The sequence below is a fragment of the Terriglobales bacterium genome (assembly GCA_035573675.1).
In the GTDB taxonomy this organism is placed as follows: Bacteria; Acidobacteriota; Terriglobia; order Terriglobales; family Acidobacteriaceae; genus DATMAB01.
The window spans coordinates 36,541-54,799 of sequence record DATMAB010000020.1 but is presented as its reverse complement, the minus strand read 5'-3'; the positions used below and the strand labels follow the sequence as shown (position 1 = coordinate 54,799).

Genomic DNA, 18,259 nt, shown 5'->3' with positions numbered 1-18,259 from the left:
TCTAACTACGGGGGGAATTTCATCCGGCGCAATAGGTCCTGGAAGCGCGCGTCGGAGCGCAGCGAGGCAAGCCGCGGGTCCATCCTCGCATAGGCCACCGGAGTGGACCGCTCGTTGTAGGCCCTTTCGAGCCAGTCCAGCGCCTCTTTTTTCTGCCCGAGTCCGGCAAAGACCAACGCCACCTGGTAGGAAGAAACATACTTCTGCCTGGATTGGTCCTTGAGTTCGGCGATGATTTGCTTCGCCTTGCCGACGTCTCCCTGAACCGCGTAGGCGTGGCCCAGCGAGGCCTTGATGTTCAAGCTGCCCGGAGCCAACGACTGAGCCCTCTCGAAGGCGGCGATGGCCTGCTTGTACTGTCCTTTCTGTTCATAGGCCAGGCCCAGGCCCCAGTAGCCGGTCGGGAATTTGGGATCCATTTCCAAAATTTCCTGCAGTTGGACGATCGCCACATCGTATTGACCGGCGAAGTACGCCAGCATCGCCAGGTTGCCTCGAGGCGAGAGCGACAGCGGTTCGAGCTCCTGCACACGCTGCATTTGTGCCCGAGCCTCGTCGAGCCGGCCCAGCATGCCCAGCAACCTGCTGTAACGTGCGTGCGCAGCGCTGTAGTTGGGGTTGAGTGCGAGCGCGCGCTGGAACTCCCTTTCTGCGCCCGCCCAGTCCCAGTCGTAGTAGGCAAGCGTGTAGGCGAGCGAGGCGTGCGCTTCCGCCAGGTTGCTGTCGATCTCCAAGGCACGCAGCGCAGCCGCTTGGGCCTTGGGAAAAACCTCGCTGGGAGACGAGCGGGTGTAAAAGGGAAGAATGCCGTAGTAGTCGGCCAGACCTGTGTAGGCGGGCGCGTACTGCGGATCCTTCTGCACGGCCTGCTGAAAGTACGCCAAAGCCTTCTCCAGCCCAGCAGGGTCGCCCTTCTCAAGATGGAATCGGCCGAGGAGATAGGCCTCATGGGCGTCAGGGTTCACGGCTCGGGCGCTAGCCAGTCGCGCCTGTTCCTGCGGCGTGAGCTTCACCCGGATTTCGCCGGCAATGCTGCGGGCCAATTCCTCCTGCAAGGTAAGAACGTCGCTCAACTGGCGCTCGTAGCTCCGCGCCCAGAGGTGGCGGTCTGTCTGGGCCTCGATCAACTGCGCGCTGATTCGCACCCGCCCACCGGAGCGCTGCACCGAACCTTCGACGACTGCATCCACGTTCAATTCCCTGGCGATCTGCGGCAAGGGCTTCTTCGCTCCCTTGTACTCCATGACGGAAGTCCTGGAGATGACCCGCAGCGCGCTGATCTGCGCCAGGTCGGTGATGAGGGCTTCGGTCATGCCGTCGGCAAAGTATTCCTGCTCGGGATCTCCGGAAAGGTTGGCCAGAGGCAGCACAGCGATGGACTTGATCTGCGGTGCCGCGGCCTTGCCCAGCAGACGGTCGCGCACGCCGCCAAGGTTCGCAATGGAAACAGCGGCAATGAGCACGACCAGGCCCGCGACCGACACGGCTGCGAAGGTTTTCCAGCGCTTCTTTGCGGGCAGGCCGACTGCCACCACTGCGGTCGCTGCTGGGGCTGCGAGCCGCCGCAGGTCTACTGCCAGCTCTCGAGCCGACTGGTAACGATTGTCCGGTTCCTTTTCCAGGCACTTCAGGATGATGTCTTCGAGTTTGGGCGAAAGTTCGAACTTGAGTTGCCGCGGGGAAGGTGGCGGAGTGTGCTGGATGTCTCCCGCCAGGGCGGTAGAGAGCTTGGCGTCAAACGGACGCCGCCCAGTCGCCATTTCGTACAGCACTGCTCCCGCCGCCCATATGTCCGAGCGCGCGTCTGCCGTCTCGCCGCGCAGCTGCTCCGGCGCCATGTAGGGGAGAGTTCCCGTAACGCTCTGCGTTTCGGTCACACTTTGAGTGACATCGGCGTGAGTAACCGGTTGCAGCAGCTTGGCCAGTCCGAAATCCAGGATCTTCAGCCGTCCGTCCGGTGTCACGCGCAGGTTTCCCGGCTTCAGGTCTCGGTGGATGATGCCCTGCTCATGCGCCGCCGCCAGCCCTTCCGCAAGCTGCTGTCCCAGTCGCAGCAGGTCCTTCTCCGGTAGAGCTCCTGAGACCAGCTTCTGGTCGAGCGTGACTCCCGGAATCAGCTCCATCACCAGGAAGTCCACCCCATCCTGGGTGTCGAAGTCGAAGACCGTTTCGATATTGGGATGATTCAGTTTTGAGAGTGTGAGAGCTTCTTGACGGAAGCGCTTGCGGGCGGCTTCGTCAACAAGCGTGCTGGCAGGCAGGACCTTCAGAGCAACGTCGCGGTCTAGCCGTTCGTCATGAGCGCGGTACACGACGCCCATCCCGCCCGCTCCGATCTGCTCCAGGACACGATAGTGGCCCAGCGTCTGGCCGAGCATGCCACGCCCCCAGCGGGATGTTAGGTCGCGCGGGGAGGGGAGTCAACGCGACGGACGATTCTATCCGCCCGACATCGAAGCCAGAAACTCCGAGTTGCTTTTCGTTTTGCTCAGCTTGTCGATGAGCAGTTCCATGGCCTCCACCGGTGAGAGCGGGTTCAGCACCTTGCGCAGCACCCAGATGCGATTCAGCTCGTCGCGCGGCAGAAGGAGCTCTTCCTTGCGGGTGCCGGAGCGGTTGATGTCGATGGCCGGGAAGACGCGCTTGTCCACCAGCTTGCGCTCCAGGATGATCTCCATGTTGCCCGTGCCCTTGAACTCCTCGAAGATCACGTCGTCCATGCGCGAGCCCGTGTCGATGAGCGCGGTGGCGATGATGGTCAGTGATCCGCCCTCTTCGATGTTGCGGGCGGAGCCGAAGAAGCGCTTGGGGCGCTGCAGAGCATTCGAGTCCACGCCGCCAGACAGGATCTTCCCCGATGGCGGCACCACCGTGTTGTAGGCCCGCGCCAGACGGGTGATGGAATCGAGCAGGATCACCACGTCTTTCTTGTGCTCGACCAGCCGCTTAGCTTTTTCGATGACCATCTCAGCCACCTGCACGTGGCGGGCCGCCGGTTCGTCGAACGTGGACGAGATGACTTCGCCCTTGACCGAGCGCTGCATGTCGGTGACTTCCTCAGGCCGCTCGTCGATGAGCAGCACGATGAGTTTTACTTCCTCATGATTCGTCGTGATGGAGTTGGCGACGTTCTGCAGCAGCATGGTCTTTCCGGCGCGCGGCGGGGAGACGATAAGCCCGCGCTGCCCTTTGCCGATAGGCGTGAACAGATCCATGACGCGCGCCGAAATGTTCTCACGCGTCGTTTCCAGCTTGATGCGCTCGTTGGGATAGAGCGGCGTCAGGTTGTCGAACAGGATCTTGTTGCGGGCTTCCTCGGGCGAGTCGGAGTTGACCGCCTCCACCTTGACCAGCGCGAAGTAGCGCTCGCCCTCCTTGGGCGGGCGCACCTGCCCGCTGATGGTGTCGCCGGTGCGCAGGTCGAAGCGCCGGATCTGCGAGGGCGAGACGTAGATGTCGTCCGGGCCCGGCAGGTAGTTGTAATCGGGCGAGCGCAGAAAGCCGTAGCCATCGGGCAGGCACTCCAGCACACCCTCGGAGAAGATGAGCCCGCTGGCCTCGGTCTGCGCCTGCAGGATCTTGAAGATAAGTTCCTGCTTGCGCAGTCCGCCCGCGCCCTGTACGCCCAGCTCCTTGGCCAGGCGCATGAGTTCGGCGGCGCTCTTCTCCTTCAGGTCGGCAATGTTCAGCGTGGGACCTTCCGCGGTCTTGGTCCTTGCGCCTTTGCGTTCTTCGGTTGCGTCCATGATGCACCTCGGGTGGAATGACCAGGATGGTCGGGGAAATCTGGCTCCGATGCGGCGGTTGGCCGCGCGTGCGTCTGCCGGGAAACTTGTTCAGGCGTACGTTGCTGACTGACGTTGTTCGTGCCCCGGGATGCGACCCTCGTGGCGCCGGGCGGCTACACCCACGCGCTCGGCCGGTAAACCTAGTCTACACCTATTGCGGCGCAGCCGGCCCCTGGACGGGCAAGGACTCCGGGGGCAAGGGCTCCCCGGTGGCCGCTTCCGGCATTTCCGGCAGCGGCCTCTCCAGCGCCAGGGCCAGCACTTCGTCCATGGATCCGACGAAGTGCAGCTTCATCGCTTCGCGCAGGTTCTTGGGAACCTCTTCCAGGTCCTTCTCGTTGTCCTTGGGGAGGATGGCCTCCAGGATGCCCGCGCGGTGCGCGGCCAGCAGCTTTTCCTTCAATCCGCCGATAGGCAGCACTTTGCCGCGCAGCGTGATCTCGCCGGTCATGGCCAGGTCGCGCCGCACCGGGATCTTGCTCAGGGCGCTGGCGATGGCGGTGGCAATGGTGATGCCCGCCGAGGGGCCGTCCTTGGGGATGGCGCCTTCGGGCACGTGCACGTGGATATCCACGTTGCGATAGAACTCGCGCGGCAGCCCCAGCCGCGCCGCCCGCGAGCGCACGTAGCTGAGCGCCGCCTGCGCCGATTCCTGCATCACGTCGCCCAGCTTGCCGGTAAGCAGCAGCTTGCCCTTGCCGTCCACGATCGTGACTTCGGTGGAGAGGATGGAGCCGCCCACCTCGGTCCAGGCCAGCCCGGTGACCAGCCCGACCTCGCTCTTCTCGTGCGCGCCCATATCGCGGAACTTGAGCACGCCCAGAAAGTCGTGCACGTTCTCCGGCGTGATCGTGATGCTGAACGATTCGCCGCCTTTCACCACGCGCCGCGCCACCTTGCGGCAGATGTTGCCGATCTCGCGCTCCAGGTTCCGCACGCCCGCCTCGCGGGTGTAGGACCGGATAATGGTGGAAATGCCCTCGTCGGTGAACTGCAGGTTCTTTTCCGTCAGACCCGTGGCCTGGCGCTGCTTGCGGATGAGGAACTGCTTGGCGATCTCGATCTTCTCCGGCTCGGTGTAGCCGTGCAGGCGCAGGACCTCCATGCGGTCCTGCAGCGCCGGCGGCACCGTATGCAGCACGTTGGCGGTGGCGATGAAGAATACCTGCGACAGGTCGTATTCCACGTCCAGGTAGTGATCCATGAACATGAAGTTCTGCTCCGGGTCGAGCACTTCGAGCAGCGCGGCTGAAGGATCGCCGCGAAAGTCCATGGACATCTTGTCCACTTCGTCGAGCATGAAGACCGGGTTCTTGGTGCCGGCCTTCTTCATCATCTGGATGATCTGGCCGGGGAGGGCGCCGATGTACGTTCGGCGATGGCCGCGGATCTCTGCCTCGTCGCGCACTCCGCCCAGCGACAGGCGCACGAACTTGCGCCCGGTGGCGCGCGCGATCGACATTCCCAGCGAGGTCTTGCCCACGCCCGGCGGCCCCACGAAGCACAGAATCGAGCCCTTGGGATTCTTCACGAGTTGGCGGACGGCCAGGAACTCCAGGATGCGCTCCTTGATCTTCTCCAGGCCATAGTGGTCTTCGTTCAGGATCTTCTCCGCCCGCTCGATATTGCGGATCTCCTTGGAGCGCTTCTTCCACGGCACGGCCAGCATCCAGTCCAGGTAGTTGCGCGACACCGTGGACTCGGCCGACATGGCGGGCATGGCCTCCAGCTTCTTCAATTCCTGGATGGCCTTCTCGTGCACGTCCTTGGGCATGCCGGCGGCGTCGATCTTCTTCTTCAGCTCCTCGAACTCGTTCTTCTCGCCGCGGCCCAGCTCCTTCTGGATGGCCTTGATCTTCTCGTTGAGGTAATACTCCTTCTGGGCGCGCTCCATCTGCTTCTTCACGCGCGTCTGGATGGCGCGGTCCACATTGAGCTTTTCGATCTCGATCTCCAGCACGTCGGCGATGCGGTTCAGCCGCTCGACCGGGTCGAAGATCTCCAGCAGCTCCTGCTTCTCCTCGATGGAAAGCTGCAGGTTGGCGGCGATGGTGTCGGTCAGGCGCGCCGGCTCTTCCAGGCGCACGGCCGCCAGCATGGTCTCGTAGTTGAGCGACTGGCAGAGTTTGACGTACTGCTCGAACAGGCCCGTCACCCGCTGCATCATGTTCTCGATTTGCGGGGTGACCTCGGTCTGGTAGGCCACGGTGCGCAGCGAGGCCTGGAAGTAGCCTTCGGCTTCGGTGACCTGCAGGATCTTGCCGCGCTCCACGCCCTCGACCAGCACCTTGATGTTGCCGTCGGGCAGCTTGAGGCTCTGCACGATGTTGACGATGGTGCCCACCTGGTAGATCTCGTTCGCCTTGGGCTCGTCGACCGAGGCGTCGTGCTGGGTGGCGAGGAAGATCTTCTTGTCGCCGGCCAGCGCCTCTTCCAGCGCCCGCACGCTCGATTCGCGTCCCACCACGAAGGGCGTCATCATGTACGGGAAGATGACCACGTCCCGTATGGGCATCATCGGCAGCTTGCGCGTATTGAACTTTTCCCGGGTCACTAGCCTGCTTTCTCCATCAGCGAGATGGACACGTCGCGTTTTTCCACCATTTCGCGCGTCACTTCGAATTCCTTGACCTTCTTCTGGCTGGGCAGATGGTACATCACGTCGAGCATCAGCTCTTCCAGGATCATGCGCAGGCCGCGCGCGCCCACTTTGCGCACCATGGCCTCGCGGGCGATGGCCCGCAGCGCGTCCTCGCTGAACTTCATCTTCACGTTTTCGAACTCGAACAGCCGCTGGTACTGCTTGATGATGGCGTTCTTGGGCCGCTGCAGGATCTCGATCAGCGCATCCTCGTCCAGGTCCTCGAGCACGCCGATCACCGGCAGCCGCCCGACGAATTCCGGAATCAGCCCGAAGCGGATCAGGTCGGAGGGCTGCGTCTGGCGCAGCAGCTCGATGTCGCGCTTCCCGGCGACGGGGATCTCGGCCTCCGGCTGGTTTTGCGCCTCGGACTCGGCGCGGAAGCCCATGGCCTTCTTGCCCATCCGCCGTCCCACGATCTTCTCCAGCCCCACGAACGCTCCCCCGCAAATGAACAGAATGTTCGTGGTATCGACGGGCGTGAACTCCTGGTGAGGATGCTTGCGCCCGCCCTGCGGAGGCACGTTGGCGATGGTGCCCTCCAGGATCTTGAGCAGCGCCTGCTGCACTCCTTCGCCGGAGACATCGCGGGTGATGGAGGGGTTCTCGTCCTTGCGCCCGATCTTGTCCACTTCGTCGATATAGATGATGCCGGTCTGCGCCCGGCCCACGTCGCCGTCGGCCGACTGCAGCAGCTTCAGAATGATGTTCTCCACGTCCTCGCCCACGTACCCGGCTTCGGTCAGTGTGGTGGCGTCCACGATGGCGAACGGCACATCCAGCATCTTGGCCAGGGTCTGCGCCAGCAGCGTCTTGCCGGTCCCCGTGGGTCCGATCAGCAGGATGTTGGACTTCGTCAGCTCCACATCGCTGCGCTGCCGGTTCATGTGGATGCGCTTGTAATGGTTGTAGACCGCCACCGCCAGCTTCTTCTTGGTCTGCTCCTGCCCGATCACGTATTCGTCCAGGAAGGTCTTCACCTCGTGCGGCTTGGGCAAGTCGGTGGGGACCGTGGCTGCGGGCGATTCCGTGCGGTCGTCCTCCAAAATGGAGTTGCACACCGCGACGCACTCGTCGCAGATGTACGCCCGCGGGTAGTCGCTGGGAGAAGAGATCAGCTTGGCTACCGCATCCTGCGACTTGTGGCAGAACGAACAGCGCAGGATGTCGTCCGTACCCGATCGCGACTTCATGCTGCCGCTCCTTCCGTCTGCCGGTGGCTGGGGCCGGAAGAACCGGTTTCACTTGGGGTGTTTGTAGATGATGTCATCTACGATCCCGTACTCCTTGGCCTGGGTCGCGCTCATGATGAAGTCGCGCTCCACGTCCCGTTCTACTTTATCAAGCTTTTGTCCGGTGTGCTTGGAGAGTACTTGGTTAAGCACCTCCCGCATGCGCAGAATTTCCCGGGCGTGAATGTCGATGTCCGAAGCCTGGCCGGAAAGGCCGCCCATCGAGGGCTGGTGGATGAGAATGCGGGCGTTGGGCAGGGCAAAGCGCTTGCCCGGCGTGCCTGCCGCCAGCAACACTGCCGCCATCGAGGCCGCCTGCCCGATGCAGATGGTGGTCACGTTGGGGCGCACGAACTGCATGGTGTCGTAAATGGCCATGCCCGCGGTGATCACGCCGCCCGGCGAGTTGATGTAGAGCTGGATGTCTTTCTCCGGGTCCTCGGCCGCCAGGAACAGGAGTTGCGCGGTCACCAGGTTGGCGACATTGTCGTCGATCGAGCTGCCGATGAAGATGATGTTGTCACGCAGGAGGCGCGAATAGATGTCATAGGCGCGCTCGCCGCGGCCGGTCTGCTCCACTACCATGGGCACCAGCATGTCCTGCGTTCCTTTCCTGCGCCTACACTCCGGCCTCGACTGGCGGGCCGGGGAGGGGAGCGGAGTATCCCAGATAAATACCGATTAAGCGGATCGGCGGTACAGAAGATCGAGTGTCTTCTCGTGCCGGATTCTGTTTCGGATTCTATCCAGCGCCCCTTCGCGTGTCAAACGGGCGCGAATGGCCTCCGGCGTCTGGCGCATCTGCCGCGCCAGCGCTTCCACCTCCGCATCCACCTCTTGCTCCGTCACCTCCACGTTCTCGCGCTCCGCGATCCGGTCCAGCAGCAACGAAGCCTTCACTTCGCGTACGGCGCTTTCCCGCTGGCCGGCGCGCAGACGATCAAAGTCCATGCGGCGCATGTCCTCGGTGCGCATGCCCTGCGCCGCCAGCGCCCGCAGCCCTCGCTCCAGCCGCAGCTCCACCTGACGTTCCACCAGCGCTTCGGGCACCGGGAAGTGGTGCCGGCGGATCAGTTCGTCGATGAGCTTCTCTTTGGCTTCGTGCTCGGCTTCGTGGCGCCGCTCGGCTTCCAGTTGCTCGCGGATCTTCTTGCGCAGGTCGTCGAGCGTGGGAAATTCGCCCAACGTCCGCGCGAAGGCGTCGTCGAGCTCCGGCAACTCCTTCTTCTTGATGCCGCGTACCTGCACCGTGTAGTGGAAGGTCTGGCCGGCCAGCCGCGGGTCGGAGAACTCCGCCGGATAGGCCACGTCGAAGCTGCGTTCTTCGCCTTCTTGGGCGCCGCGCAGATTCTCATTGAATTCGGGCACGGAGTTCGCGCCGCCGATCTCGACCATCACTTCATCCACCGAGACGGGTTTCGCCTCCGGCGAGGACCCGTCCTTGGGAGCGCCGCGGAAGCTCACCTGTGCCCAATCGCCATCCGCGAGCCCGCGGCCCTCGATTGGTGAATAGGTAGCGTGCTGCTCGCGCAAGTGCTCAAGCGCCTGCTCCACGTCCTGGTCGGAAACTGCAACATCCGGGTTGTCGGCGCGCAGTTCCTGGTAAGCCCCCAGCTCGATCTCCGGCAGTACCTCGAAACTGGCCTTGAAGCGCAACGGCTCGCCGTCGTTCACGCTGAGGTCTGTCACCCGCGGCGATGACACCGGCTCCAACCCCCGCTTCTTCACTTCTTCGCGGAAATACCGCGGCACCAGCGCGTCCACCACTTCGTTTCTTACTTCGTCGGCGAAGCGGTTGCGGATGATGCTGCCCGGCACCTTGCCCTTGCGGAAGCCCGGCAGGCGCGCCGCCGCGCGGAACTTCTCCACGATTGCCTCGGTCTCCCGCACCACCACGTCGGCCGGGATTTCGACCTCGACCTCACGCACACAGCTCTCTTTGGTGTCTGGGCTCAACGGCATCCCTGAATCGGATTTCGACCCGCGGATGCGGACCTGTTTCCACTATAGGGAGGAACGAAAGCGCGGTCAAACGCTGGCCGGCCTTCGATTCGTCAATCCTGAGATTCGGCAATGCGGCAATCGCATGGGCTCTCGTAGAATGAATCGAGGGCGGATCGTGGTTCACATCGTCTGGGAGTTCCGAGTGCCGCCGGAGCAGCGTGCCGAGTTCGAGCGTCATTACAACCGCGACGGAACCTGGGCAGAGTTCTTCCGGCGCGACCCGTCCTACCGCGGCACCACGCTCCTGCGCGACAGTAAGGATGCCGGCCGGTACCTGACGATAGATGACTGGGACTCACTCGCCGCCCACGACGCCTTCAAGCAGAAGCATCACGACGAGTACGCGCGGCTCGACCGGTCGTTCGAGAAACTCACTACCGAGGAGCGAAGCGTGGGGATCTTCGAATCGACCTGACAATCACCAAATCGCCAAATGTCTCCTCCCCGCTGGCTGAACACGCTGAACGCTGATATCGTTTCCTGCCGCCTGTGTCCACGCCTGGTGGCCCACCGGGAGAAAGTCGCGCGAGAAAAGCGCCGCGCCTATCGGGACTGGGAGTACTGGGGCAGGCCTGTACCCGGCTTCGGCGACCCGCGGGCGCGTGTCCTGGTGCTGGGCTTAGCGCCGGGCGCCCACGGTTCCAATCGCACCGGGCGCATGTTCACCGGCGATGGCTCCGGCGATTTCTTGTACCCGGTGCTCCATCGGGCAGGCTTCGCTTCCCAGCCCACGGCTACCGACCGCCGCGACGGCTTGCGCCTGCGCGATCTCTACATTACCGCCGCGGTGCGCTGTGCACCTCCGGACAACAAGCCTACTCCGGCTGAGCTGGCTAACTGCTCGGCCTTCCTCGACCGCGAGCTCGCCGGTCTGAGCAACGTGCGCGTGGTGGTGGCCCTGGGCCGCGTCGCCTTCGAGGCCTATTTGCGCTACCTGAAGCGCACCGGCCTCATCGACACCGCGCGCGGTTTTGCCTTCCGCCACGGGGCGCGTTACGCGCTGCCGGATGGCAAGGCCCTTCTTGCCTCCTACCATCCCTCCATGCAGAACACGCAGACAGGCAAGCTGACGCGTGCAATGTTCCTGAGGATCTTCCAAATCGCCAGGCGACTGGCCGAGAGGAAGAATTGACGAGGGTTGGATTCTCGAATTGAAGAGTGACTTGCTTTTCCAATGATTCACTGACTCAATGATTCAATGAATCAATTTCCTCAGTCCGGCATTCTCCACTCTTCCGATCGCTATCACCGCCACCCACAGTCCTCCCTGCCGCTCCAGGAAGACGATTCGTCCGCCCAGCAGCGCGGCAGCCGACTCCGGCTCCAGGTCGCGGTGATAGTCGAAAAAGCGCGTCTCCCATCGTTCCCATCGGGGAAAACGGCGCAGCAGGTTTTGCGGCGGATCGGGCTTGGTAGAGAACACCAGCGCCACGTCGTACAGCGCGTTGTTGCGCGCCGCCACCGCCATTTGCGGCGGTGAAAAATCGCGCAGCGCGATCACCCGCAACGGCGTCTGTGCGTAACCCAGGTAGGGGCGCGTCAGCTCGTCCGTGGCCGGCCAGGCCGTGAGCACGCGTGCCCGGGAGTAGCGCGCGCTCAGGAAATCCGTCGCACGCTTGTGCATGAGCACGAAGTCGCGCCACGCCAGGCTGTCCTCGGGCGAGAGCGGCACCGGCGGCTGAAGAAACATAGCCGCCACGAAGATGGCTGCGACCGCTCCCCCCACGAGCTTCCACAACCGCAGGCGCCGCCACAACGTCGAGACCCACACGATCACCACCAGCGGGACCACCGGGAGCAGGTAGCGCGCCAGCATGGCCCCACCCGTGACCGAGAATGCCGCCACGTACGCCGCAATCACAACCGCGAACGTCATCTGTGTGGCCACAGCGATCCGCGGACGCTCCTGGTCGGCGTCGCGCAGAGGGCGTCGCAGCAGAGCGACCAGTGCCGCCAGCGTCAAAGCCCACAGGCCCTGGTGGCCGAACGCCTGCCACAGCCGCCGCAGCGCCGCCAGCCCGATGCGCAGCGGATCAAGCGTCGCCAACAGGTTGTACTCGACGTACTCCGGATTTCCGAAGATGTAACCCGTGCGTTCGCGGTGGTATTCAAACCACAGGGCCAGCGGAAGCGCGGCCGAGAGCAGCAGCAAATACTGCGGGCCGTGCCGGGACTCTTCCGGGTCGTGTGGCGCTTTCGCTCGGCGCAGGAACCGCCATATCACCAGCGCCATTGGTGCGACGATGGCTGTTTCCTTGGCCAGCGCGGCCACCGCGAACAGCAGCGTGGCCACGGCCATCCTTCGTTCCAGGTAGTATGCCAGCGCCCAGAGCGTGCACGCCGCAGCGGCCAGGTCCAGGTGCGCCATCACGCTCTGCATGAAGAAAACGGGATACAGTGCGGTCAACGCGGTAGCCCCCACCGCCACCTCGGCGTTGGCCACCTGCCGCGCCAGCCGGTGGACTCCCGCCAGCGCCAGCGCCGCCACCAGCAGCATCGCCGTCCGGGTCACCGCCGGCATGAACCCGGAAAGCTTCCACCACAGCGCCAGGTACGCCATCACCAGCGGCGGGTGGGCGTTGGAAAGCGTGGCCTGGGGAATCGGATCGCCGCTTAGCAGCAGATCGCGCGCCGCAGGGATGAAGTATCCCGCTTCATCCCAGAAGTAGGGCAGGCGCAGCAGCGGCGCGTGCAGCAGGAAGAGCGTGGTAAAGATGAGCGCGAATGCGCGTGCCTTGTGGTGGAGACGCCACGCTCTGGCTGTCTCAGCGGTCTGGCTCACTTCACGCTTCCACCGAGATGAGAACTGAGAACCGGGAACTGACCACTCGCCACCGGCCACTGGCCACTAGTTGATCGGTCCCACCGGCGCCATCTGCGGGTCCAGCTTGATCTCCCCGAAGGCCTTTTCGTAGTTCATAACGTTTTGCTCCAGGATGGCCATGAGCGCTTTGGCCTGTTGCGGGCTGAGGTAGATGCCCTGGAAGTTCTGCACCTCGACCTCGGTGGGCGTCTGCTGCCGCAGGGTGCCGAAAACCAGGAAGAAGTCCCAGACGCTTACCCGCACCTGCACGCTGTTGGCGTAGTTCTCGCGGTAGTCGCCGCTCTGGAGAAGCTTGATGTTGGGCTGCGCCGGATTCGACATGATGGCCTCGATGGGGAGCGATTAGCCGATCAGCCTTTGCTGATGGCTGACGGCTGAATGCTGACGGCTGCTTTTCTGGTGCCAGGAGTGGGATTCGAACCCACACGCCGTATGGCACACGCTCCTAAGGCGTGCGCGTCTGCCAGTTCCGCCATCCTGGCTGTTCTCATTGTATGCCCTCGCCGCCCGGCAGCGAGGCGGGAGGAACCGCGGGCGGAACCTCTTCAGGCGCGGCCCGCCCAAGACACCGACGCCTTCCGGCTGGGCCGGAAGGCGTCCTGATTTCCGTCGACAACCAACCGTGCGCGCCCGCCAGCGTCGCGGCGCGCTCGAGCGCGGGCGGTCAGTAGTTCTGCATGAAGCCCTGGTAGAGCCACATGCCGAAAATCACCACCGCCAGCACTCCCGAGGCGGCGCCGAACATGCGCACCAGCGGCGTGAGCTTGTCGATCTTCTGCACCAGCTCCTGCTGCTCCTGCGCCATGTGGGATTCCGACTCGTCGATGAACAGCTGGTCGTCCTCGTGGATGGTCAGCGTGCTGCGATAGATCAGCAGGACGACGAGCACTGCGGTGATCGCACCCCAGACGATCAACAGCATGGTAAGGGTCGGCATACGCCACCTCGCTCGAAGCGATCAGCCCGGGATCGTCGGCGCCCAGGGCCCGGCCGCACTGCACCCAGCCGGGTCGCGCCAGCCGATAGGGGGCCCTCACGCAGATTATAGTCCCGCTGCCAAGCGCAAAAGCAAGTTTCGCAGGCCCAGCCCTCCCGCCCCTAGCAGTACCGGAACAGCACCCCCACCAGCAGCAGCAGGAGGCCGAAGAACAGCACCGCCTTCAGTCCCTCCTGCTGCTCTTCCACGTCCACTTCCGCCGAATACTCTTCCGGCTCCGCCTCGTCGCTGTACTTCGACGGCGGGAAGAAGAGCGGATCGCGGTCCGACCGGCCCATGCGCCCTATTGTAGCTGCCAGCCGTGACCGGAGTCTGCGGAAGTGCGAGGAGCACGAGGGCTTCTGCGAACCCGCATCCCCTCCGTCGCCACAGCATCTATATTGATTGAGAGCTGCTAACAGCCAAAAGCCAAGAGCCTCACGCGCCCGTGCTATAATCAGTCCCGAAGGAGAGAGAAATGTCCACAACCACGACACCCAACGTAGGAACCACCCCGAAGGCTCCGCCCGTCACCCTGACTCCCACCGCCATCGCCAAGGTGAAGGAGATCATGGCGCAGCAGGACCCTGTCCCGGCTGGCCTGCGGGTCGGCGTGGTCGGCGGCGGCTGCTCCGGCTTTTCCTACTCCATGGCCTTTGAGAACTCCGCCGGCATGATGGACAAGAGCTTCGACTTCGATGGATTGAAGGTCTTCATCGACGCCACCTCGCTCATGTACCTGGATGGCTGCGTCGTGGATTACGTGGAAACCCTGGAAGGCGCCGGCTTCAAGTTCGACAACCCCAACGTCAAGACCACCTGCGGTTGCGGCTCTTCCTTCAACGTCTAAATCTTCGATGGCCGGCCCCGCCTGCATGGCGGGGCCTTTGTGTTTGTGCCTCCCTTGTCACCGCCAGATTCACATCCAGGCGCTGCTCATCACCGAACTCAAGCGCATTGCCAGCGAGAAGGACGCGTACGTAATCTTTGTGCAAGCAGACTCAGGGGATATGCCCGCCACACGACTGTACGAATCTCTCGGCACGCGGAAAGACGTACATCACTTCGATATTGGAGTGGACAAATAGGGATTATTGAAGGCGCGCCCGCGCCTTACAGGTTCGGTCGCTGGCCGGGCGAAGGCTGCGGTTGCGGCTGCGTTGAGGGCGTTGGCTGACCCGGCCTTCCCGGTTGACCCGGCTGTCCGGGCAGCACCGGCGGACGCGCTCCGGGATCCTGCGACACGTCGTAGACGAACTCCCACTCGTTGTAGTGGGTCCGGCCTTCGAGTTCGCGGATGGATTCTTCTTCGCTCTGGCTGGCGACGCCCACGATCGGCCCGCCGCCGAAGCGCTGCCCGGAGAGCGAATCTCCCGCCGGGCGGCCCGGCGCTCGCGAATCTGCACCGCTTTGTCGGCTGCTTGTCCCGCCCGCCGGCTGCGCTCCGGGCAGCACCGGCTGAGCCCCACTCGCAGCCTGGCCGGCACGCGGACGGGCTTCGCCGAAATGGATGATGCGCCATTCGCCGCTCTCCGTCATGGGATCCTTGTAGCGGCGCCGCAGGAAACGCAGATTGTTGGTGTTTTCCAGGTCTTCCAGCTTGGCGGGATAGCGGCCGAACTTGCGGTAGTATCGCTGGATGGCGCGCACGTACTGCCGCCCGCGCCGGATCATCTCCTCCTCGCGCTCGCGCTGGATCTGGTGCGCGATCACCGGCGCTGATACCGTCATGGCCAGCAGCATCAGCATCAACGCCAGCAGGATGGCCAGCAGGGCGTAGCCGCGCTCGCTCCTGCGGCTCTTGCGGCGCGCTTTGGATAGAGGTTCCACTTCTCGCAAACGGCAATAAGCGATAAGCAATAAGCCATAAGCAAAGAGGACTTGTTTCTTATCGCTTACTGCTTATTGCTAATCGCTGTAGTCGGCGGCTCTGCTGCCGCCTACGATTGCGTCAACGGCAGCGTCTGCCGGTGGTTGTACTGCAGGTCCTCCACCTCCACGGCGCTCGCGCCGATGCGCACGATTTTGTAGCGGCGGTTGATGATGTCGCCCTCGCCGCCGATGAACACGTCCTCTCCCTGCGACAGGAAGACCCGCTTGGGTTCGCCGGGCTGGCTGGCGAAGCCGAAGAACTTCAGGTTGATGGGCGGCGGGGGCGGCGGACCCGGTGGACGGCCGCTGTACGCCACCGGCGTTCCCCCCGGCCGCGCCACGGGCACGACGGGTTTAGGCGCCTCCGCCTGGCTCTCGAAAATGTTCCTTCCCGTGCCCCGGTACTCGGTTTCCTGGCTGGCGCGCAGCAGGTCCAGGCGAAGGGTCGGATCGAGAGAGGCCGCGGGCGGCATGCGACGCGCCCGCCTCGGCGCGTTCCGCTGCCGCGGGCTCGGCGCGGAGACCGCGGCCACACCGGCCGAAGCCACCGGCTGCGGCTCCAGGCTGCGGAACATGCGCGGCACGGTATAGAGTCCTGCGGCCACCGTCAGCGCCAGCAGCGCCACCATGCGCCGGTTTTCCAGCCCCAGTTTCAAACTAGCTCTCCTGCTTCAGGTACGTTTCCAGTTCCAGGTTCAACCGCACCTGGCCCTCCTCGCCTTCGTTCAGTGTGATGCGCTGGATGACGAAGAACATGGGGTCGCGCTCCAGCGCGTTGAGGAACTTCGTCAGGTCCAGGTAGTCGGCGCTGAGGTCGGCCTTGATGGTCACCTGGCGCAGCCCGTTCAGTTCGCTCTCGCCGGTGGTGTACTTCACCTGGGAGATTTGCACGTCATTCTTGGCGGCCAGCTTGCCCAACCGGTCTGCCAGCGCCGACGCCTCCGTAGGCACGCGCTCAGCGTAGAACTTGTCCAGGTCCGTCGCTGCCTGTTTCAGTTTCCGGTCGATTTGGCGCAGCGGCGCTACCTCCCGCTCGCGCAGCCCGCGGCGCGCTTCCAGGCTCTGCTTCTCCATCATCAGCTCTTCACGGGAGCGGGCCAGCGGCGAGAGCAGGAAGGCGCCCGTCGCTACATCGACCACCAGAAGGAACCCCAGCAGCCACAGCAGGCGTTTCCGCAGCTCGCGCAGGTTCGAGATCATGGTGCGCCTCCCGCTCCGGCCACCTCCGGAACATACAGCGCCACGATGTCGAACTCGATGGGGACCTCCTCATCGGCCTGCGTCCGCTCGCTGCGCAGTTCCGGCAGTCGGAAGCGTTCGGATGTCTCCATGCGCCGCACCAGCTCCAGCGCCTGGTCACGCGACCGCCCCGCCACGCGCATGTGCAGCTCGATCTGGTTGCCCTCCACCACTTCGGGCTCGAGCGAGATCACGTGCACCTGCGCCGGCATCACTTTTTCCAGGGCCGCGAACACCTGCGTCCAGGAAAAGGTGCGCCGCGCGATCAGCCCATTGGTGAACGCGGCGCGCCGCCGCAGATCGGCGTATTCCGGACGGCTCAGAACGGCCACCGCCTCCTGCTGCTCGCGGTCCAGACGGGCCAGGTCTTCCCGTAGCTGCGTGATCTCCCTGCGCGCCTCCCGCGCGTCCGTCCAGGTGCGCACCGCGTAGCTCACCAGGCCCAGCGTCACCAGTGCCACCAGCGCCACCGCTGTGCCCCACTGCAAAAGGAACTGCCGTATGTCCTCGTACGGCTGGCTCGCCAGATTGATGTCCAGCTTCATCCTGAGTGCCTTTGCAGGAAACTGGAAACTCGAACCTCGAAACTGTTTTTCACGCCAGCGCTCCCAGCACGCCGGCCAGCGCCGAGACCGGTACATGGTCGCGCGTCAGCATATGCTCCAATTGCTCGCGCCCCACCAGTGGCTCGGCCCGTACTCCGATCTGCGATTCCAGCGCCGCGCCCAGTCCCTCGGCTTCCAACTGTCCCGCCAGCAGCACGCGGTCCACGCCAGAGCCGTAGGTGTCCTTGAAAAACACCACCGAGGGGTAGATCTCGTCGGCCAGCCGGGCATCATCGCCAGTTCCCGGCTGGTTCTCCAGGGCGCGATACAGCCGCAACTCGTTCCGGTCCACGATGGCCACGGTGGTCGTCACCACGTCGGTCTTCACGATCATGGCCGGCGTCAGCGCGTCCACTGCGCCCAGCGCCGCCAGCATCGAGGGCATCACCACGCCCGGGTTGTAGCCCGCGTCGCGGAACGCCGTTTCGTATTCTTCGACTACCGCCCGCGGAGCCACCGCCACCACCACCGTGATAGGCCCGGCCTGCGCGGCGAACGTCCCTTCCGGTCTCTGTACGTGGTAGGAGATGGCGGCGTGTTCGACGTCGAACGGCAGCGTCTTGCGCAGCCGGAAGCGCACCAGGGACGTGGCGTCGTCCGCATGTTGCGGGAAATTCTCAAATTCCAGCAGGGAAACCCGCACCGCCGCATCGGGCAGGATGGCGATCACGTCGCGCGACCGCCCTGCCACCGGGCCCAGCGCGTTGGCGATGGCCTGACGCAACTCCGCGGCGTCGCCCACGTTGCCCGCCGTCAGCCCGGGATGCACTGTGCCCACACCGATCGCCCGGCACGTGCACAGGTCGAGGCCCCGCCCCAGTTGCGCCGCGCGCGCCGCAATCACCCGGTTGGCGGCGATTTCACACGCCAGCCGGGGACGCGCCCTCGCCTTGCCCTCGCTGCTCATGAAGTTTCGCCGCTGCGACCAAAGCGGTTATTCAGCGCCGATTGTATCCGAAACCTGGAATAGGAGGGACTGGAAGCCCAGGCATCCAGGCTCTGCGACCTGCAACCTGCACCTGAGACCTGACATCTACGACCTGAGACCTGCGACCCGCGGCTGCTACCTGCGACCTGT

Annotated in this window: 18 protein-coding genes and 1 tRNA gene; 3 read left to right on the top strand and 16 right to left on the bottom strand. The window is 64.1% G+C overall.

Annotated elements, in window-relative coordinates:
- Nucleotides 1-5 precede the first annotated feature (5 nt).
- The 6 genes from VNK82_09555 to tig all read right to left on the bottom strand — a co-directional run bounded on the left by VNK82_09555 (nucleotide 6) and on the right by tig (nucleotide 9,623).
- Nucleotides 6-2,378 (bottom strand): protein kinase, encoded by a 2,373-nt coding sequence (locus VNK82_09555; GenBank protein HXE91194.1) that lies wholly within the window; start codon nucleotides 2,376-2,378, stop codon nucleotides 6-8.
- Between the two features lie 60 nt (nucleotides 2,379-2,438).
- On the bottom strand, nucleotides 2,439-3,746 hold the full coding sequence (gene rho, locus VNK82_09550) for a transcription termination factor Rho (GenBank protein ID HXE91193.1): 1,308 nt from the start codon (nucleotides 3,744-3,746) through the stop codon (nucleotides 2,439-2,441).
- Nucleotides 3,747-3,939: 193 nt separating this feature from the next.
- Nucleotides 3,940-6,342, bottom strand: a complete 2,403-nt coding sequence (gene lon / locus VNK82_09545) for an endopeptidase La (GenBank protein ID HXE91192.1) — start codon at nucleotides 6,340-6,342, stop codon at nucleotides 3,940-3,942.
- Nucleotides 6,342-7,622: an ATP-dependent Clp protease ATP-binding subunit ClpX gene (gene clpX / locus VNK82_09540; protein ID HXE91191.1), complete on the bottom strand. Its 1,281-nt coding sequence runs from the start codon at nucleotides 7,620-7,622 to the stop codon at nucleotides 6,342-6,344. Before clpX ends, lon begins: the two co-directional genes overlap by 1 nt.
- Nucleotides 7,623-7,670: 48 nt before the next feature.
- Nucleotides 7,671-8,258 carry an ATP-dependent Clp endopeptidase proteolytic subunit ClpP gene (clpP, locus tag VNK82_09535; protein HXE91190.1) on the bottom strand — a complete coding sequence of 196 codons (588 nt, stop codon included), beginning with the start codon at nucleotides 8,256-8,258 and terminating at the stop codon, nucleotides 7,671-7,673.
- 84 nt (nucleotides 8,259-8,342) lie between these two features.
- Complete coding sequence (gene tig, locus VNK82_09530; protein HXE91189.1) at nucleotides 8,343-9,623, bottom strand: trigger factor; 1,281 nt, start codon at nucleotides 9,621-9,623, stop codon at nucleotides 8,343-8,345.
- A gap of 139 nt (nucleotides 9,624-9,762) precedes the next feature.
- Between tig and VNK82_09525 the strand changes: the two genes are divergently transcribed.
- Complete coding sequence (locus VNK82_09525) at nucleotides 9,763-10,080, top strand: antibiotic biosynthesis monooxygenase family protein (protein HXE91188.1); 318 nt, start codon at nucleotides 9,763-9,765, stop codon at nucleotides 10,078-10,080.
- Nucleotides 10,081-10,098: 18 nt separating this feature from the next.
- Nucleotides 10,099-10,797, top strand: coding sequence for a uracil-DNA glycosylase (locus tag VNK82_09520; protein HXE91187.1), 699 nt, complete (start codon nucleotides 10,099-10,101; stop codon nucleotides 10,795-10,797).
- Between the two features lie 63 nt (nucleotides 10,798-10,860).
- Here the strand turns inward: VNK82_09520 and VNK82_09515 are convergent, their stop codons facing one another.
- The 5 genes from VNK82_09515 to VNK82_09495 all read right to left on the bottom strand — a co-directional run bounded on the left by VNK82_09515 (nucleotide 10,861) and on the right by VNK82_09495 (nucleotide 13,764).
- On the bottom strand, nucleotides 10,861-12,447 hold the full coding sequence (locus tag VNK82_09515; protein ID HXE91186.1) for a glycosyltransferase family 39 protein: 1,587 nt from the start codon (nucleotides 12,445-12,447) through the stop codon (nucleotides 10,861-10,863).
- A 66-nt stretch (nucleotides 12,448-12,513) separates the two neighbouring features.
- Nucleotides 12,514-12,810, bottom strand: a complete 297-nt coding sequence (locus VNK82_09510) for a DUF3467 domain-containing protein (protein ID HXE91185.1) — start codon at nucleotides 12,808-12,810, stop codon at nucleotides 12,514-12,516.
- Between the two features lie 76 nt (nucleotides 12,811-12,886).
- Nucleotides 12,887-12,971: transfer RNA gene (locus VNK82_09505), tRNA-Leu, on the bottom strand.
- Nucleotides 12,972-13,153: 182 nt separating this feature from the next.
- On the bottom strand, nucleotides 13,154-13,426 hold the full coding sequence (locus VNK82_09500) for a hypothetical protein (protein ID HXE91184.1): 273 nt from the start codon (nucleotides 13,424-13,426) through the stop codon (nucleotides 13,154-13,156).
- Nucleotides 13,427-13,587: 161 nt separating this feature from the next.
- Nucleotides 13,588-13,764 carry a hypothetical protein gene (locus tag VNK82_09495; GenBank protein HXE91183.1) on the bottom strand — a complete coding sequence of 59 codons (177 nt, stop codon included), beginning with the start codon at nucleotides 13,762-13,764 and terminating at the stop codon, nucleotides 13,588-13,590.
- 179 nt (nucleotides 13,765-13,943) lie between these two features.
- Between VNK82_09495 and VNK82_09490 the strand changes: the two genes are divergently transcribed.
- On the top strand, nucleotides 13,944-14,315 hold the full coding sequence (locus VNK82_09490) for an iron-sulfur cluster assembly accessory protein (protein ID HXE91182.1): 372 nt from the start codon (nucleotides 13,944-13,946) through the stop codon (nucleotides 14,313-14,315).
- A 263-nt stretch (nucleotides 14,316-14,578) separates the two neighbouring features.
- Here the strand turns inward: VNK82_09490 and VNK82_09485 are convergent, their stop codons facing one another.
- The 5 genes from VNK82_09485 to VNK82_09465 form a co-directional block, all read right to left on the bottom strand.
- Complete coding sequence (locus VNK82_09485) at nucleotides 14,579-15,295, bottom strand: hypothetical protein (GenBank protein HXE91181.1); 717 nt, start codon at nucleotides 15,293-15,295, stop codon at nucleotides 14,579-14,581.
- A 110-nt stretch (nucleotides 15,296-15,405) separates the two neighbouring features.
- Nucleotides 15,406-15,993, bottom strand: a complete 588-nt coding sequence (locus VNK82_09480; GenBank protein ID HXE91180.1) for a hypothetical protein — start codon at nucleotides 15,991-15,993, stop codon at nucleotides 15,406-15,408.
- Nucleotide 15,994: 1 nt separating this feature from the next.
- Nucleotides 15,995-16,537 carry a GspMb/PilO family protein gene (locus VNK82_09475; GenBank protein ID HXE91179.1) on the bottom strand — a complete coding sequence of 181 codons (543 nt, stop codon included), beginning with the start codon at nucleotides 16,535-16,537 and terminating at the stop codon, nucleotides 15,995-15,997.
- Nucleotides 16,534-17,121 carry a hypothetical protein gene (locus tag VNK82_09470; protein ID HXE91178.1) on the bottom strand — a complete coding sequence of 196 codons (588 nt, stop codon included), beginning with the start codon at nucleotides 17,119-17,121 and terminating at the stop codon, nucleotides 16,534-16,536. Before VNK82_09470 ends, VNK82_09475 begins: the two co-directional genes overlap by 4 nt.
- 49 nt (nucleotides 17,122-17,170) lie before the next feature.
- Nucleotides 17,171-18,088, bottom strand: coding sequence for a hypothetical protein (locus tag VNK82_09465; protein ID HXE91177.1), 918 nt, complete (start codon nucleotides 18,086-18,088; stop codon nucleotides 17,171-17,173).
- Nucleotides 18,089-18,259: the final 171 nt, after the last annotated feature.

Coding starts and splice junctions, on each gene's coding strand:
- VNK82_09525 (HXE91188.1), top strand. CDS start 9,763: ATGAATCGAGGGCGGATCGTGGTTCACATCGTCTGGGAGTTCCGAGTG.
- VNK82_09470 (HXE91178.1), bottom strand. CDS start 17,121: ATGAAGCTGGACATCAATCTGGCGAGCCAGCCGTACGAGGACATACGG.
- tig (HXE91189.1), bottom strand. CDS start 9,623: ATGCCGTTGAGCCCAGACACCAAAGAGAGCTGTGTGCGTGAGGTCGAG.
- rho (HXE91193.1), bottom strand. CDS start 3,746: ATGGACGCAACCGAAGAACGCAAAGGCGCAAGGACCAAGACCGCGGAA.
- VNK82_09475 (HXE91179.1), bottom strand. CDS start 16,537: ATGATCTCGAACCTGCGCGAGCTGCGGAAACGCCTGCTGTGGCTGCTG.
- VNK82_09495 (HXE91183.1), bottom strand. CDS start 13,764: ATGGGCCGGTCGGACCGCGATCCGCTCTTCTTCCCGCCGTCGAAGTAC.
- clpX (HXE91191.1), bottom strand. CDS start 7,622: ATGAAGTCGCGATCGGGTACGGACGACATCCTGCGCTGTTCGTTCTGC.
- VNK82_09465 (HXE91177.1), bottom strand. CDS start 18,088: ATGAGCAGCGAGGGCAAGGCGAGGGCGCGTCCCCGGCTGGCGTGTGAA.
- VNK82_09510 (HXE91185.1), bottom strand. CDS start 12,810: ATGTCGAATCCGGCGCAGCCCAACATCAAGCTTCTCCAGAGCGGCGAC.
- VNK82_09490 (HXE91182.1), top strand. CDS start 13,944: ATGTCCACAACCACGACACCCAACGTAGGAACCACCCCGAAGGCTCCG.
- VNK82_09520 (HXE91187.1), top strand. CDS start 10,099: ATGTCTCCTCCCCGCTGGCTGAACACGCTGAACGCTGATATCGTTTCC.
- VNK82_09500 (HXE91184.1), bottom strand. CDS start 13,426: ATGCCGACCCTTACCATGCTGTTGATCGTCTGGGGTGCGATCACCGCA.
- clpP (HXE91190.1), bottom strand. CDS start 8,258: ATGCTGGTGCCCATGGTAGTGGAGCAGACCGGCCGCGGCGAGCGCGCC.
- VNK82_09555 (HXE91194.1), bottom strand. CDS start 2,378: ATGCTCGGCCAGACGCTGGGCCACTATCGTGTCCTGGAGCAGATCGGA.